The organism is Massilia sp. Bi118 (genome assembly GCF_918697865.1).
Classification (GTDB): Bacteria; Pseudomonadota; Gammaproteobacteria; order Burkholderiales; family Burkholderiaceae_D; genus Telluria.
In genome coordinates this window covers 164568-179474 of record NZ_CAKKMV010000009.1, presented here as the reverse complement: position 1 = coordinate 179474, position 14907 = coordinate 164568, and the positions used below count along the sequence as shown (strand labels likewise).

The following is a 14907-nucleotide window of genomic DNA, read 5'->3' as shown; positions in this document are numbered from 1 at the left end:
ATCTTTCACGGACACTGTATGGACACTGCCGGAGCGGGCCCGGCAGCAAGGGCGCGGAAGATCATAGCAGGGTTATTGCCGCGTCGTCACATCGGAAATGTCGCGGGTATATCGTATGTAGTTGAACGCAGACGCTTATTGCTGCTCGCGCTCGGCGGCCGCCTCTTCCTCTTCGATTTCCTCGACCACCTTCTCTTCGATGCGCCGGTCCGGAATCAGCCACATCACGGCCACCGCCGCGTAGACCAGGAAGCCCAGCCAGGCGGCAAACCAGGCCAGTGCCACGCCAGCCAGGTAGAGCACGATCGAGATCTTGCCCTTGCGGTCGTCGCCTATGGCCTCCGCCAGGGTCGTGTTCTTCTCGTGATTGCGCACCAGGCCGCGCACCAGTAGCGCATACGCCACCGCGCACATGAACAGCACGAAGCCGTAGGCGGCGGTGGGGCCGGTCTCGAAATGGTTCTCGCCCATCCAGGCCGTCACGAAGGGAATCAGGGACAGCCAGAACAGCAGGTGCAGGTTGGCCCACAGGATGCCGCCGCTGACTTCCTTTACGGCGTGGAGCATGTGATGGTGGTTGTTCCAGTAGATGCCGACGTAGATGAAGCTGAGCACGTAGCTCATGAACACGGGCCATAGCGGCAGCAGCGCACGGAAGTCGGCGCTGTGCGGAACTTTGAGTTCCAGCACCATGATGGTGATGATGATGGCGATGACGCCGTCGCTGAAGGCTTCAAGGCGATTTTTACCCAATTCTGCTTCCTTCTCAGCCGGTTGATCAGAAGTTGTTTGACGCGTATTCGCTATCCGGGAGGTGGCCGCTTTTCCGGCACAGTATCTGGCTCCCAGGGCGCTCGCACGGTATAGATATAGGCCCAAGGATACTCGAAGTCATAATTCGTTCCGGCCACATGACCAAGCGCGTACCAGAATGCGCCAGACACGGGCATCCATCGTTTCGATACCCCATCAATCGTAATGACCGTGCCCCTGGGGAGCGCTATCAATTGCTTAGGACAATATTCGGTCAGACTTGCCAGTTTGACTCGACGAACCGCGTAAACCTTATGATCGTCCGGCATTTCGCACAATCGTTGACTGCGCTGTAAAGCAAGCGATTTTCCTATATATGGCGCGAAAACCGGTTGTTTGCTGTCGTCGGACACGACAGTACTGCAACCAGACAGTAAAAGTAGGCAAACCGACGACATTAATGCTGTGCGCAAGTTGCTGAAGAATGGGTGATATCTATACTGGTGCTTGTTCCAGTAGATGCCGACGTAGATGAAACTCAGCACGTAGCTCATGAAGACAGGCCATAGCGGCAATAGCGCGCGGAAATCCGGGCTGTGCGGGACTTTGAGTTCCAGCACCATGATGATGACGATGACGCCAGTCGGTTTTTGCCCATGTAATCTCCACAGATATCGGTAGCACTACTTTACATGCCGCCCTACCCCTGGATGTCGAGAAGCGATTTCGAGCTGAAGGCTGTCATGACCAAAAGCGTCAACCACGAGCCGAGAAAGCAGTATGACGCTATGTTTTCATCGGCAGCCCTTAAGCTTACTTCACGCGGTTCGATCAAGCATGGCCTCCACTTCACGGAGCTGTTCCAAGTCTGACTGATGATAAGACAGTGCCTCTTTGCCAGGCTTTCTCTTGTCGAAGCGCCGAAGATTTTCGCGAACCACAAACGCCCACTGTGCCCGCGCAATCTCGAGCCATCTGCGCGATTCGCTCAGATGGCCCGCAAGCTGTAACAACAAGCCGTAATTGGTGATTGCCACAGTCGACAAATGTTCGTCTTCTTCGATATGCGTGAGGTCGTTTCGCCTCAAGTACTCGGCGGCGATATCCTCTATCGAGAGAAACTTCCTGTACCAGGCCTCGGCTATGGGAAGATAAGACTGGACCTCTCTCATGCTTGCTTCCAGTTCGACCTTGTCCGAAGCGGGGAACCAGGTTCCGTCATCGACGCCGTCCGGTCCGAGTCGCCCCCATATGAGCAGGCCGAATTGCCGCTCGGCGGGGGCTCGCATCCGCAAGTCATCAAGCGCGGGCACGTCTATGCCGACATTGACGCAGAAGTCGCCCCCTCCATGTGCACTCTGCTGGAGCAGAATGCCGTCAACCCATTGGCTCCGATCGCGCGCAAACGCGACGCCACTCAGTTGCTTGAACTTTAGTTCCTGCACAGCTGGCTTCAATAGCCGAGGTCCAGCTTTCGAAAAGCTCCCGTAGTCGTAACCCATGTCAAGTCCACCGGCGACGGCCGTAAAATGTTCAGTTAGAAAGATTGCTTATCTGAACTATACAGCGTTCGGCCTGCTGAGTTCGGGCGCAAGTCGTCAAAGGGGTGACGACCTCCTGCCTATCATTCCTCCTCGTGCAATTATGTTCGAAGGCCACCAACACAATCGGCACCAGTGTCGCAGCCAAACCAACAGGTGATGCTCCCAAGTCCTTCATCTATCGCCAAACAAGCGAGATATGCCCCAGGCACGCTTCCTGCAATCGAATTTTAATGTGCCCGGTGCGGCGCCCAGGATTGTTAACCACTTGAGGAGACTGAAATGAACAAGCTGACGATCAAAGACCTGGCCATTGCCAGGGAACTCGACAAGCACCAAATGGCCGGCCTTGTTGGTGGCATGGGGCGTACACCCCAGCAGATTCTAGCGTGGGAAATAACGGGCAAGCCAGCAACCTGGCAAGGCCTGGTCCTGGGCGACGACAATCAGCTGCATATCCCGGTGATCTGAACCCGGCCGAAGATGCCGCGGGATGCGCCCCCGGTCTGCGGCCTAGGCGCCTACCCGCCTGCGCTCTTTCAGCCACCTGCGGAAGCCCTTGACGCGGCCAATCAGGGCTTCGTTCATCCGGTCCTGGGCGCCATGCAGGCTGAACAGCAGATCGGCCATGCCGTGCCGCCGGCACAGCAGCAGCTTGCCGCGCCGCTGCAGCACGTGGGTGGAGCGGAATTCCTGGTTCGGGGTGCCGTAGCCGAAATCGGCATGGATGAAATTGCCGTTGGCGATCGTATCCTGCAGGGCAAGGTGAACGACGCTGGTGCCGACCGACAGGTTCATGTATTCATGCTTGCAGGAGATATTGTGCACGTGCCATACATCGTCCGAGCGGGTGCCCAGTACCAGCGCCACTGCCTGCTCGCCGCAGCGGAGCACGTAGGAATGCAGCAGCCCGTGGCGGGCCAGGCTTTCGAGCCTTGCCTGCGTCGCCTGGACGGCGAGTTCAGCGTCGCTCAGCAGGCTGCGCATGGCGTCCATCAGGGCCGGGACCTGGTCCGGATGTTCGACCCGCATCAGCTGGACTTCGCCTGCTTCCTTGGCCAGCAGACGCACCTGGCGCGACAGGTTGTAGCGCTTCTTGGCGCTGAGCTTTTGCAGGTAGGTGTCGACATCCGCAGGCAGCGGCACGGTATGGCAGTCGCGCCAGCCATGCATGATGTGGCTGGACAGCCCTTTGTGACCGGTGCTGCCGGCCAGCTCTTCGGGCATGGCCTGCATCAGCAGGGCGCGGCAATCGGGATGGCGCTGCAGCAGGTTCTTCAGGACGAATCCTGGCAGCCCTTCCTCGCCTGCGTCGAGCAGCAACACGCTGCCCAGCACCTGGTAGACCGGAACGGCGCGCTCGAACAGGGTCAGCGGGCCGAGGCGGACACCGATCTTGTGCTTTGCTTTGCGTCCCGGGACCACGCCCACGATCCTGGCATCGCTGCGGCGGCGCACGAGATGCAGTTCGCAGGCTGCCTCACCGGGCCTGGCGGTGTCCATCATGTACTTGAAGAATGCCGGCAGCTGGTACAGCTTTTCCGGACTGTGGCCCGTTTCCAGCAGCTGGCGCCATGCCGCCTGGACATCGGATCGGTCATGGTCGTGGGTGACGTCGAAAAATTCGAAGCGTTGCGCCACCTCGGTGCGCCGCTGTGCAGGCAAGGTCGCCGGCATCGTCCACGTGGGCGTGTTCGATATTTTTTTGGTGGTTTGAACAGATGCTTTCACGTCGACCTCGCCGGACCAGTTGACCGTCGAAATTGACGGATCTGATTGTATTTACATCGTCCGGCGATAATAGCGGCAGCTAGCTCTACAGTACAGCAGTTTCCGGTTGAAATTGGTAACTAAAAACATTTATGGCGCATCTACTTGCCGTAGATAAAACGAAATATATGATTAATTTGCCAAACGATGCATACCGCATAATTTGGCGCATATACGCTGTTGCGCGATAGCTACAAAGATTGCCTCAGTAGTGAGGCGGCTTTTCGTTGACCGGTCCCTGACCGGCGTCGCGCAGGACGCGGATGTGCTCGGCCAGCTTGGCCACCATGGCTTCGAGCTGGTCGATGCGGCGGCCCTGCTCATAAATGGTCTGGTTCAGCGACTCGACCAGGTTTTCCTGGTGCGCCACCTTGATTTCGATATCGATGAAACGGTCTTCGTCGCTCACGGCAGTTCCTGAAATGAGAAGAGCCGCATTATGACAGCGGCTCGTGAACGGCGACACCTGCGATCAGGCATGAACCCAGGGAACGTAGTCGATGCCCAGTTTGAAGTTGTCGACGACGTTCGTCTGGTTCTCGATGCTGTCCGCAAACTCGATCAGCACCTGCGCACGCACCTCGGCCTTGTTCGGATTGCCGGCCAGGGCGTTGATCCAGTACTGGAAGCCTTCCGAATCGGGGTCGCGGTGCAGCACGTTGTTGTACAGATTGGTGACGAAGGTGGCGTCGGTCGGGTTGACGCCATACTTCGCGTCGAATTCCGGCTGGCCGGTCATGAATTCGCGCGCCACCGTGTTCAGGCTGCTGCCGGTTTCCATGCGCCAGATCCAGAAGCCCATGCCAACCTTGTCCGATTCACGCCCGAACGCGGCCGAGTACAGGCGGAACAGCTGGCCCGCGGTGCCATCGATATCCAGCGCCACCCAGGAATCGTCGCCCTCGAAATGCACGCGCTCGACATTGATCAGGGAGTCGTGGTCGGTGCCGGCAGTGTTGGTCACGCCATAGCCCCAGGCTTCCTGGGCAAGCGTGAAGCCGCTGCGCGATCCGGCGTAGACGGCGGTATCGAGTCCGTCTCCGCCATCGACCGCATTGTTGCCGGCGCCAGGCTTGAGCGTATCGTTGGCAGCGGTGCCGGTGATGTTCGCCGCGCTGTTGACCGTTAAGGTGGTCCGGTTTGCAGCGCTGGTGCTGTTGTTGCCGAGATCGCTGGAAACAACGCTGATCGTATAATTGCCGTTCGGCAGTGGAGACGTTTCAAGCTGCCATTTGCCGTCGTTACCAACCGTCGTGCGCGCAATTGTCTGTAGGTCGCCACCACGCAATAGCTCAATTGTAGTGTTGGCTTCGCCCGTGCCAATGAAAGTGGCTTGGTTGCCGGCCGAGTTCAAGGTCGGATCGTTATAGCTCGGCTTGACCGGTGCAGTGCCGTCAATATTGAAGCTCACCACATTACTGCTAAGCGAGATGTTTCCTGCAGCATCAGTTGCCGTGGCGTAGACCTGATAATTGGTTCCGTCAGAAAATTTATTGAGCGTCAGCGTGTACAGGCCGTTGGAGTCTGCGGTGGTTGTGCCGACCAGTTGGCTGCCGCTGGTGAAGACCTTAACCGTAGAGCCGGCTTCGGCCTTGCCGGTCACGAGCGGCGTGCTGCCGGTCGCATAGCCGTTGACGTTTTTGGTCACTACCATGGTCGGCACGGCCGGCGCAGTCGTGTCGACCAAGTCTGCGCGGCTCGCGCTCATGTCCGTAAACTGCAGCACTTCGACCGAGCGCAGCGTGTCGATGCCGTCGATGCCGTCGAGGCTCGTCACCGTCAGGTCGCCGTTCGCGAGCGCGCTGAATGCGTAGTTGCTGCGGACGCCGCGGAACACGGCGGTATCGAATCCACTTCCTCCATCAATCATGTCATTGCCTCCATCGCCTTCAAGCTTGTCATTGGCGGCCGTACCCGTGAGGGTGTCTGCGCCGCTGGTGCCCGTGATATACCGGGCTCCGGTGGTTGAATTGATGCCCAATGCGCCGCCCAGGCCGTCGCCGCCGTAGAGCCAGTTGAGAGCGGCGATGTCGTACTGGCTGTAAACCGAGTGGGCGCTGCCCGCGTCGGTGTAGGACATCAGGGTGTTGTTGGTGTTGTCCTGCGACGCAGGCAGGTGAATGCTGTCGTCGAAGGGGTGCTTCAGGCCGAGCGCATGGCCCAGCTCGTGCAGCAGGGTTTCGTAGCCGTAGGTGCTCGGGGTCAGGTTGCGGTTCTGCGCGAACCACTCCACATTGTCGAGATAGACGTAGGCATCGGCGTCGTAGCTGACCAGCTGGGTTCCCGCATAGCTGTAGCTGCTGTGCCAGCTGCACAGGCCGGTAACATTGGAACCCTGCAGGTCGACGTTACACAGGTGGATCTGGGCGTCGGCGCCATTGACGGTTTCCGTGAACTGGATCCCGGTCAGTTTCGAAATGTAGGCGAGCGCGCTGCGCGTTGCCACCTGCTGCGCAGACGTGAACGCTTCCTGGCCCCCTTGCCCCGCCTCGTTACCGGACGTGATCGAGAACGTGTAATACAGCGTGTTGCCCGGCGGCGTCAGGAAATTCCAGTCCGGACCGCTATCGAGCAGCGCGTCGATATGGTTCAGCCCGGAAGTCGGGGTGATGGTGATGTCGGATACGGTTGCCATGCCATTAACTTCTATGTTGATTGTGACAAAATCACTTCAGGAAAGTATTTCCTGCTCAACAGTTGAAGTCAAATAAGATTTCAATCGTGCGCACCTCCTTGCCACTTGCCCAAGGCTTCTACGCAACGAAAGATATTGAACGTTTACTGACGCCAAAACCATATTAACGTCGAGTAAATGTTCCTATCTTGAAATCATGGCTTCGGCGTTGCCAATAAGGCTTTCAGATTGGCCAGACGGGCTTTCGGGCTCAGCACCTCATCTTCCTTGGGCGGCGCATCGCCGACGTCGAGCGCCATCTCCTTGATGAAGCGGGATGGATCGCAATGCTGGAGTTCGCCGGCACGTTTGCGTTTCTTGCACCAGGTAATGTGCAAGGTACGCTGGGCGCGGGTAATGCCGACGTACATTAGGCGCCGTTCTTCCTGGATACGGGCGGCGATCTTTTCCACCGGATCGTCGACGTCGCCCTTGTGCGGCAGGATGCCTTCCTCGACGCCGACCAGGTAGACGTGCGGATACTCCAGGCCCTTGGAGGCGTGCAGGGTCGACATGCGCACCGCATCCTGCTCCTCGTCCTGGCCTTCCAGCATGGACATCAGCGCCACCATCTGGGTCAGCTCGAGCAGGTTCTTTTCCTCGCCGTCGCGGTCGCGCCCGCCGCGGCCACGCTCCTTCAGCCAATTGGTGAACTCGAGCACGTTCTGCCACTTGCCCTGGGCCGCCTTGTCGTCGAAGTTCTCGTACAGGTAGTGCTCGTAATTGATCTCTTTCATCATGTCGTCGAGCAACTCGGCGGCGGCATCGCCGCTCCCGGACGGCCCCGGCCGCGTGGCGCGGTCTTCCAGCTCGTTGATCCAGTGGCAGAACTCGCGCAGCGGATACAGCTGGCGGTCCTGCAATTTGGCTTCGATGCCACCCTTGAGCGCGGCCGCGAACAGCGAGCAGTTCCACTGCTTCGAGAATTCGCCGAGCGCCTCGATGGTCGCCATGCCGACCCCGCGCTTGGGTGTCGTGACGGCGCGGATGAAGGCCGGATCGTCGTCCTCGTTGGCGATCAGGCGCAGGTAGGCGATGACGTCCTTGATCTCGGCCTTGTCGAAGAAGCTCTGGCCGCCCGAAATCGTGTACGGGATGCGTTCCTTGCGCAGCGCCTGTTCGATGATGCGGGCCTGGTGGTTGCCGCGGTACAGGACCGCGTAGTCGGCCCATTTGTTCTTGCGCTGGAAACGCTCGGACGAGATCATGATCGCTACCTGGTCGGCCTCGGTCTCCTCGTTCGGCATGCCCAGCACCTTGATCGGCTCGCCCAGGCCGTGTTCCGACCACAGCGCCTTCTCGAACAGCTTCGGGTTGTTGCCGATGACCGCGTTGGCGGCCTGCAGGATGCGCGTGGTCGAGCGGTAGTTCTGCTCGAGCTTGATGACCCGCAGGTCCGGGAAATCGGTCTGCAGGGTCTTGAGGTTCTCGACCGAAGCGCCGCGCCAGGCGTAAATGGCCTGGTCGTCGTCGCCCACCGCCGTGAACATCGGCTTTTTACCGATGCCCGTCACCAGCAGCTTCACCAGCTCGTACTGGCAGGTGTTGGTGTCCTGGTACTCGTCCATCAGCAGATAGCGCAGGCGGCGCTGCCAGCGGTCGCGGATCGGCTCGTTGTTGCGGAACAGCTCCACCGGCAGGCGGATCAGGTCGTCGAAGTCGACCGCCTGGTAGGCCTGCAGCGTCGCCACATAGCTGCGGTAGATGCGGCCAGCATGGGCCTCGTCCTCGTCCTGCGCATTGCGGATCGCGTCCTCGGGGTCGACCAGGCCGTTCTTCCACAGCGAAATCGAATTCTGGATGCGGCGGATCTCCTGCTTGTCCGTGGTGACGCCCAGGTCCGACACGATCGTGTAGCAGTCGTCGCTGTCCATGATCGAGAACTTGTCCTTCAGGCCGACGCCGGCCGCCTCCTGGCGCAAAATCTTGACGCCCAGCGAGTGGAAGGTCGACACGGTCAGCTGCTTGGCCTGCTTGGGCTGCTTGAGCAGCTTGCCGATCCGCTCCTGCATTTCCAGCGCAGCCTTGTTGGTGAAGGTGAGCGCGGCGATCGTGCGCGGATCGTAGCCGCGATGCTCGATCATGTAGGCGATCTTCTGGGTGATCACGCGGGTCTTGCCCGAGCCGGCGCCAGCCAGCACCAGGCAAGGGCCGTCGAGGTAGAGCACGGCTTCGCTCTGCGGACCGTTGAGGCCGAAATTCGGGGTCGACATGGGGATGTTTCCTGCAGGACTGCCTGTGAGGTGAGCTCAACATTTGAGCTCAGCATTTTAACGAAGCTGAGGCCCGCGCGCTAAAATCATTTCAGAAAAACAGATTGTGTTGCGGCTTGTCAGCACGGCATCCGCCACCATATAACCGCTTTAGTACGCCCTGCGCGAGAGATAGAACATGAAATTTGAACACCTGATCGAGATTAACGACCCGCTCAACCCACTGGCCGACACCATGACCCGTGAGCAACTGTGGCGCGGCCTGGTGCTGCGCGCGGAAGATCCGAAGCTGTTCGTGCCCCACCTGGACGAATGCACGATCGTCGAGCTTGAGAGCGGCAGTTTCGCGCGCCGCCTGCGCTACGGCGAACTGGTAATCGACGACGTCGTCTACCTGACCCCGCTGCAGGAAGTGCGCTTCGAAGTCCCGGCCCAGGGCGAGATCGCGGCGTCGAGGCTCACCATGACCATCGAAGCGCCGAGCGAAGGCGTGATGTGGCTGCGCTTCCTGTACGACGACGGCAATCCCGGCGCCAGCGACGAGATGGGCAAGATGTACGAGGATTTCAAGAAATCGGCTTATCAGGAGGCCGATATCGATACGGTCAAGATCGTGCGGCAGATGGCGTCCGAGGGCAAGCTGGACGCCAGTTTTTTGAATTAACCTAGGGTGGGCACCGTGCCCACCCTACCTTACGTCCCGGGTTCGACTTCGTCCGGATCGATATCGCTGCAACCCTTGACGATATTCGCGGCCAAGTCGCGCAGCGCGGTGCGTACGCCCTCCTCCACCACCGGGTGGTAGAAGGGCATCTCCAGCATCTGCTCGACCGTCAGCCGCGATTGCACGGCCCAGGACAGCAGGTGGCCGATGTGCTCCGTGCGCGGGCCGATCATCTCGGCGCCCAGGAAGCGCCCGGTGCCGTACTCGCCGTACACCCGCAGCATCCCCTTGTTCTGCAACATGACGCGGCTGCGGCCCTGGTTCTCGAACGAGACCTGGCCGATCGCGAACTTCGGCTTGCCCGGCGCGCACAGCTGCTTGTAGCTGGCGCCCAGGCTGACGATGTTCGGTTCCGTAAACGCGATCGTCAGGGGCGCGCGCCGCAGGCCCGGGCGGATGTCCGGATAGCGCCCGGCATTGTCGCCGGCGATCTTGCCGTGGTCGGCCGCTTCCGGCAGCACCGGGCGCTCGTTGTTGGCGTCGCCGGCAATGAAGACGTGGCTGGTTCCGCACTGCATGGTGCGGCTGTCGAACAGCGGCACGCCGTTGGCGCCCAGCGCCAGTCCCAGCTGCTCGATGCCGATCCCGGCCACGTTGGGCGTGCGCCCGGCCGCCTGCAGCACATATTGAAAACGCATCGCGCGTTCCTCGCCGTTCTGGCGGATGGTCAGGGCCACCTCGTCGCCGTCCTGCACCGCGCCGACGATCTCGGACTGGAAGTGCAGGTCCAGTTCGTCCGCCATCACGCGCGCCGCGTTGCGCAGCACCGCCGGGTCGGTCAGCTGGGCCACGCTGCCGCCGCGCGCGAACACGCTCACGCGCACGCCCAGGCGAGTCAGGGCCTGGCCCAGCTCCAGCCCGATCACGCCGGTGCCGATCACGGCCACCGAGCGCGGCAGATCCTGCCAGTAAAACACCTCGTCGCTGGTGATCACGCCGGGGCCGACGTTCTGCAGCTTCGGCAGCTGGGTCGGCGCCGAACCGGTGGCGATCACGATGCGTGCGGCCTCGACTTCGGTATGCTCGTCCACGACCAGCGTATGCGGTCCCGTAAAGCGCGCATAGCCGCGCAGCTTGTCGTCGTCCGGGATGCTGTCCACGCCTTCCAGCACGAAGCCGACGAAGCGGTCGCGCTCGCGCCGCACGCGCTCCATCACGGCCACGCCGTCGACGCGTTTTTCTCCCGCATGCACGCCGAAGGCGGGGGCGAGATCGATCATGTGCGCAGCCTCGGCGGCGGCGATCAGGAGTTTACTCGGCATGCAGCCCACGCGCGCGCAGGTGGTGCCGTAGGGCCCGCCCTCGATCATGACGGCGCGCGCGCCCTGGGCTTTCGCGGAACGGTAGGCCACCAGGCCCGCGGTGCCGGCGCCGACGACGGCGACATCGACCTTCAGTTTTTGCATCTTCGTCTCCGGTAGTTCGCGGACATGACGATACGCTATTTTCGCGAAACGCTCAGGGTCCTAGTCCAGTTTGAATATCCAGCGGACATAGAACACCGCCTCTGCCGGAATGCCGCTGGGCTGCGGATAGCGGCGCAGCGCGCGCTCGGCCACCGTGCCGATCGCTTTCTCGAAGGCGCCGGTGACCATCGAAGCCCCGCGGTCGCGCAGCACGTCGCCGTTGACGATCCCGAGCAGCTGGTATTCCTGGGTATCGCCTCGCTTCATGTCGATCTTCGGCACCGCCGGCAGGAAGCGCAGCGTCACTTCGCCGCCCACGCCATAGGCTTGCGCCAGCGCCGGGTATTTGATCTCGGCCGACAGCGTCGACATCACGCCGACCACGTAGTTGCACATGGCGAGCCGCCACTGCGGCCAGGTCTGCAGCTCGGCGACGAAGCGGTCCATGTCGTCCGCGGCGGCCGCATCGACGGCGCATGGCGCCAGGGTCTGCAGGCCCGGCGACGCCTTGATGCGGCCCTTGCCGGCCCACCAGATCGCGGCGGCCACGTCCGCCCCGTTCTCCGGCGCCGCGTAGCCGGCGGCCATGCGGTCGGCCGCCTCCCTGACCCCGTTCACGTAGGCCTGCGAGTAAAACAGGACGGCGCGGTTCCAGTCGCGCTGCACGCACACGGCGTGCTCGTACATCGTGCCCGCCAGCAGGGACACCTCGCCGAAGCCGCGCTTCAGGCCGGACTTCAGTTCGTCGACGGCGCCGGCGCATTCGCGCGCTTCGATGCGGCGGGTGACCGCGGCGGCCGCTTCCTGGCCGGGGGTGAGAGCGGCGCAGCAGGAAAGCGGCAACAGCGCGGCCAGGCCGAGCGCGGCGCCTGCCGCCAGGATTGCGCGCCTCACCACCAGCGGCTCCTGTCGATGTCGAACACGAGGTTGAACGCAATTTGCCACTTTGGCGAGACGCCCAAAGGCATTTGATAGCGTGCCCCGGCCAGGCTGATGGACTGCTTCACCGCCGCGACCATGTTTTCCTGCGCCGGACCGGTGGTCCCGCTGAGGCCTTGTGTCGTGAAATGGTGGCGGGCCGGCGTCCAGGCCACCTCGACGATTCCCATGGCTTCGCGCGAGATGCCGGCCATGGGGTAGCGGGCGTCCGCGGTCATGAAGGACATGACGCCGGCCACATAATTACAGAACTTCACTTCCCGCGCCGGCCATGCGCGCAGGGCTTCCACGAAGCGGTCCGGATCGTCGGCGTCCGGCAGCCTGGATGTGCAGGTCCCTGCATCGAGCCGGGCGCGCTTGGCCCACCACAGCGCGGCGGCGGCATCGGGACCGTTGGCCGTATCCGCGAAGCCGGCGGCAAGACGCAAGGCGCCTTCGCGGATGCCGCCGTCGTGCGCCTGCGTATAAAAGCCGACCGCCTTGTCCCAGTTTTTCTTGACGCAGAAGCCTGCCTCGAACATCGTGCCGGCCAGCAGGGCCGCCTCCGGATAGCCCGCCTGCAGGCCGGCGTTCAAGGCCTTGACGGCGCCGGCGCAGTCGTCGGCCTTGAGCAGCTCACCGATGCCCACGACCGCCTTCTCGCCATCCGTGCGCGCCTGCGCGCCGCCCGCCAGCATCGCCAGCGCCACCACCCATCCCCATCGGTACACAGTTTTTTTCATGGTTCAGATATCCAAGGGGTCGACTTCCAGCGACCACCGCACGCGCGACTTCATCGCCCGCAGCGCGTCGACCCAGACTGTCAGGAAGGCCTGCAGCGCCGGGCGTGAATTCGACTCCACCAGCAGCTGGGCACGATCGACATTATGCACCCGTGTCATGGTCATCGGGATCGGATCGTTGAGCACGACGGCATCGCTAGTCACCGCATCGCGCGCCTGCTCCAGGAAGGCAATGGCGGTGGCGAGTTCCGGCGCTTCCGCGCGCAGCAGGGCCTGGTACATGTAGGGCGGCAGTGCGGCCTGGTGGCGTTCCTCGAGCAGGCTGCCGGCAAAGCGGTCGTAGTCGTGCCGCATCACCGCGTTGTACAGCGGATGCTGGCAATAGCGCGACTGGATCAGCACTTCCGACTCCAGCCCGGCGCGGCCGGCGCGGCCCGCCACCTGCATCAGCTGGGCGAACAGTCGCTCGCTGGCACGGTAATCCTGCGAGAACAGGGCGGTATCGGGATTCAGCACGCCGACCAGGGTCAGGTTCTTGAAGTCGTGGCCCTTGGCGACCATCTGCGTGCCGATCAGGATGTCGACGTCGCCGCGGTGCACGGTATCGAATGCGGCCTGGGCGCTGCCCTTGCGGCGCGTGGAGTCGGCGTCGATGCGCAGCACGCGCGCCTCCGGGAACAGCAGCTGCAGGCCCTCTTCGACGCGCTGGGTGCCGCGGCCCAGCGGCTGCAGGTCGATGTTGCCGCAGGTCGGGCAGGAATGCGGAATGCGCAGCTCGAGCGAGCAGTGGTGGCAGCGCAGCCGGTGCTCGGGCCGGTGCAGGACCATGAAGGCGGTGCAGCGGGTGCAGTTGCTGATCCAGCCGCAGGCATCGCAGGACAGCACCGGGGCATAGCCGCGCCGGTTCAGGAACAGCAGCGACTGTTCACCGCGCTCCATGCGGTGGCGCAGCGCCGCGATCAGGTGCGAAGTCAAACCCTCCTTCGGCTTGTCCTTCTCCATATCCACCAGTTTTACGCGCGGCAGCACGGCGTCGCGCACGGCACGCTCGCGCAGCTCCAGCTTGCGGTAGCGGCCCGTCTGCGCGTGGTGCCAGCTTTCCAGCGAAGGGGTGGCCGAGCCCAGCACGATGGGAATCCGGAGCTGGTGCGCGCGCCACACGGCGAGGTCGCGCGCCGAATAGCGCAGGCCTTCCTGCTGCTTGTACGAGGGGTCGTGCTCCTCGTCGATCACGATCAGTTTCAGGTGCGGCAGCGAAGACAGGATCGCCAGCCGGGTGCCGAGCACGATGCGCGCGCGGCCCTGGTGCGCGGCCAGCCAGTGCAGCATGCGCTCGCCCTCAGACAGGCTGCTGTGCAGGGTCGCCAGCATCACGCCGGGGAAGCGCGCGCGGATGTTTGCTTCCAGCTGCGGCGTCAGGTTGATTTCCGGGACCAGGATCAGGATCTGGGCGGCTTCGTCGCGCGCCAGCACCTGTGCGCAGGCCTGCAGATAGACCTCGGTCTTGCCGCTGCCGGTCACGCCGTACAGCAGCAGCGGCGTGAAGCCTTGTGCCTGGCCGATCGCGTCGGCGGCCTGCTGCTGGGCGGGATTCAGCACCGGCATCGCGGCCGGGGACGGGTCGTGCGCATCCTCGAGCTTGGCCAGCTTCTTGAGCGCGCGGTCCAGCGCCACCGTGGTCGACAGGCGCAGATTCTTGGGCAGGCCGGGCATTGCGACCTCGCCGAGCGGGCGGTGGTAGTAGTCGGCGGCGAAGCGCGCCAGCGCCAGCCATTTGCTCGACAAGGGCGGCAGCTGGCTGCGCACGGCCAGCGCATCCTTGAGCTTGTCCAGCGGGACATCGGTTTCCTGCTTGACGGCGACGATCACGCCGACGGCCTCGCGCCGCCCGAAATTCACCAGCGCCAGCTGCCCGACCGCGGGTTCGCTGCCGGGCTCACAGGCCCAGCGGTAATCGAAGACGCTGTCGAGCGGGGTGTCGAGCGCGATTTGTAAGATGCAATACGCCAAACCGGACCTTTACAGGGAGTGCTGTGGAAAACTTTGTGGAAAATGGAAAACTTGACCGGGACAAAGGTTTACGTTAGCTCAAAGCACTTAGCAATTCCCTAAGTTCACAAAAAAATTTCTCTTTTAAATTCAGTCACTTGCCTGCACAACCTTGC

At 62.3% G+C, this 14907-nt stretch carries 13 protein-coding genes; 2 read left to right on the top strand and 11 right to left on the bottom strand.

Annotated elements, in window-relative coordinates:
- Nucleotides 1-135: 135 nt before the first annotated feature.
- From LQV39_RS15240 to LQV39_RS15230, 3 genes are all read right to left on the bottom strand, one after another.
- A complete protein-coding gene (locus tag LQV39_RS15240) occupies nucleotides 136-753 on the bottom strand; it encodes a TMEM175 family protein (RefSeq protein ID WP_230026981.1) in 618 nt (205 codons plus the stop codon).
- A gap of 50 nt (nucleotides 754-803) precedes the next feature.
- Entirely contained in the window at nucleotides 804-1376 is a 573-nt protein-coding gene (locus tag LQV39_RS15235; RefSeq protein WP_230026980.1) for a TMEM175 family protein, read from the bottom strand.
- Between the two features lie 195 nt (nucleotides 1377-1571).
- Entirely contained in the window at nucleotides 1572-2255 is a 684-nt protein-coding gene (locus LQV39_RS15230) for a hypothetical protein (protein ID WP_230026979.1), read from the bottom strand.
- A gap of 321 nt (nucleotides 2256-2576) precedes the next feature.
- Between LQV39_RS15230 and LQV39_RS15225 the strand changes: the two genes are divergently transcribed.
- On the top strand, nucleotides 2577-2765 hold the full coding sequence (locus LQV39_RS15225) for a hypothetical protein (RefSeq protein ID WP_230026978.1): 189 nt from the start codon (nucleotides 2577-2579) through the stop codon (nucleotides 2763-2765).
- Nucleotides 2766-2807: 42 nt separating this feature from the next.
- Here the strand turns inward: LQV39_RS15225 and LQV39_RS15220 are convergent, their stop codons facing one another.
- From LQV39_RS15220 to LQV39_RS15205, 4 genes are all read right to left on the bottom strand, one after another.
- Complete coding sequence (locus LQV39_RS15220) at nucleotides 2808-3971, bottom strand: GNAT family N-acetyltransferase (RefSeq protein WP_230026977.1); 1164 nt, start codon at nucleotides 3969-3971, stop codon at nucleotides 2808-2810.
- Nucleotides 3972-4269: 298 nt separating this feature from the next.
- Nucleotides 4270-4473, bottom strand: coding sequence for a SlyX family protein (locus LQV39_RS15215; RefSeq protein WP_230026976.1), 204 nt, complete (start codon nucleotides 4471-4473; stop codon nucleotides 4270-4272).
- A gap of 63 nt (nucleotides 4474-4536) precedes the next feature.
- On the bottom strand, nucleotides 4537-6699 hold the full coding sequence (locus LQV39_RS15210; protein ID WP_230026975.1) for a DUF4214 domain-containing protein: 2163 nt from the start codon (nucleotides 6697-6699) through the stop codon (nucleotides 4537-4539).
- Nucleotides 6700-6893: 194 nt separating this feature from the next.
- On the bottom strand, nucleotides 6894-8951 hold the full coding sequence (locus LQV39_RS15205) for a UvrD-helicase domain-containing protein (protein WP_230026974.1): 2058 nt from the start codon (nucleotides 8949-8951) through the stop codon (nucleotides 6894-6896).
- 178 nt (nucleotides 8952-9129) lie between these two features.
- On the opposite strand from LQV39_RS15205, the gene LQV39_RS15200 reads away from it, so the two are divergent.
- On the top strand, nucleotides 9130-9615 hold the full coding sequence (locus LQV39_RS15200) for an SRPBCC family protein (protein WP_230026973.1): 486 nt from the start codon (nucleotides 9130-9132) through the stop codon (nucleotides 9613-9615).
- A 29-nt stretch (nucleotides 9616-9644) separates the two neighbouring features.
- Here the strand turns inward: LQV39_RS15200 and LQV39_RS15195 are convergent, their stop codons facing one another.
- Genes LQV39_RS15195 through LQV39_RS15180 form a run of 4 tightly spaced genes read right to left on the bottom strand, consistent with a single transcriptional unit; the run spans nucleotide 9645 to nucleotide 14752 of the window.
- On the bottom strand, nucleotides 9645-11081 hold the full coding sequence (locus LQV39_RS15195) for a dihydrolipoyl dehydrogenase (protein ID WP_230026972.1): 1437 nt from the start codon (nucleotides 11079-11081) through the stop codon (nucleotides 9645-9647).
- Nucleotides 11082-11141: 60 nt separating this feature from the next.
- Nucleotides 11142-11975: a hypothetical protein gene (locus LQV39_RS15190; protein ID WP_230026971.1), complete on the bottom strand. Its 834-nt coding sequence runs from the start codon at nucleotides 11973-11975 to the stop codon at nucleotides 11142-11144.
- On the bottom strand, nucleotides 11972-12742 hold the full coding sequence (locus LQV39_RS15185; RefSeq protein WP_230026970.1) for a hypothetical protein: 771 nt from the start codon (nucleotides 12740-12742) through the stop codon (nucleotides 11972-11974). The genes LQV39_RS15190 and LQV39_RS15185 overlap by 4 nt, the downstream gene beginning before the upstream one ends.
- Nucleotides 12743-12745: 3 nt before the next feature.
- Complete coding sequence (locus LQV39_RS15180) at nucleotides 12746-14752, bottom strand: primosomal protein N' (RefSeq protein WP_230026969.1); 2007 nt, start codon at nucleotides 14750-14752, stop codon at nucleotides 12746-12748.
- Between the last annotated feature and the right edge of the window lie 155 nt (nucleotides 14753-14907).

Excerpts from the sequence above, each read along its gene's own strand:
- LQV39_RS15235 (WP_230026980.1), bottom strand. The coding sequence starts at position 1,376 with ATGGTGCTGGAACTCAAAGTCCCGCACAGCCCGGATTTCCGCGCGCTA.
- LQV39_RS15230 (WP_230026979.1), bottom strand. The coding sequence starts at position 2,255 with ATGGGTTACGACTACGGGAGCTTTTCGAAAGCTGGACCTCGGCTATTG.
- LQV39_RS15225 (WP_230026978.1), top strand. The coding sequence starts at position 2,577 with ATGAACAAGCTGACGATCAAAGACCTGGCCATTGCCAGGGAACTCGAC.
- LQV39_RS15220 (WP_230026977.1), bottom strand. The coding sequence starts at position 3,971 with ATGCCGGCGACCTTGCCTGCACAGCGGCGCACCGAGGTGGCGCAACGC.
- LQV39_RS15210 (WP_230026975.1), bottom strand. The coding sequence starts at position 6,699 with ATGGCAACCGTATCCGACATCACCATCACCCCGACTTCCGGGCTGAAC.
- LQV39_RS15205 (WP_230026974.1), bottom strand. The coding sequence starts at position 8,951 with ATGTCGACCCCGAATTTCGGCCTCAACGGTCCGCAGAGCGAAGCCGTG.
- LQV39_RS15200 (WP_230026973.1), top strand. The coding sequence starts at position 9,130 with ATGAAATTTGAACACCTGATCGAGATTAACGACCCGCTCAACCCACTG.
- LQV39_RS15195 (WP_230026972.1), bottom strand. The coding sequence starts at position 11,081 with ATGCAAAAACTGAAGGTCGATGTCGCCGTCGTCGGCGCCGGCACCGCG.
- LQV39_RS15185 (WP_230026970.1), bottom strand. The coding sequence starts at position 12,742 with ATGAAAAAAACTGTGTACCGATGGGGATGGGTGGTGGCGCTGGCGATG.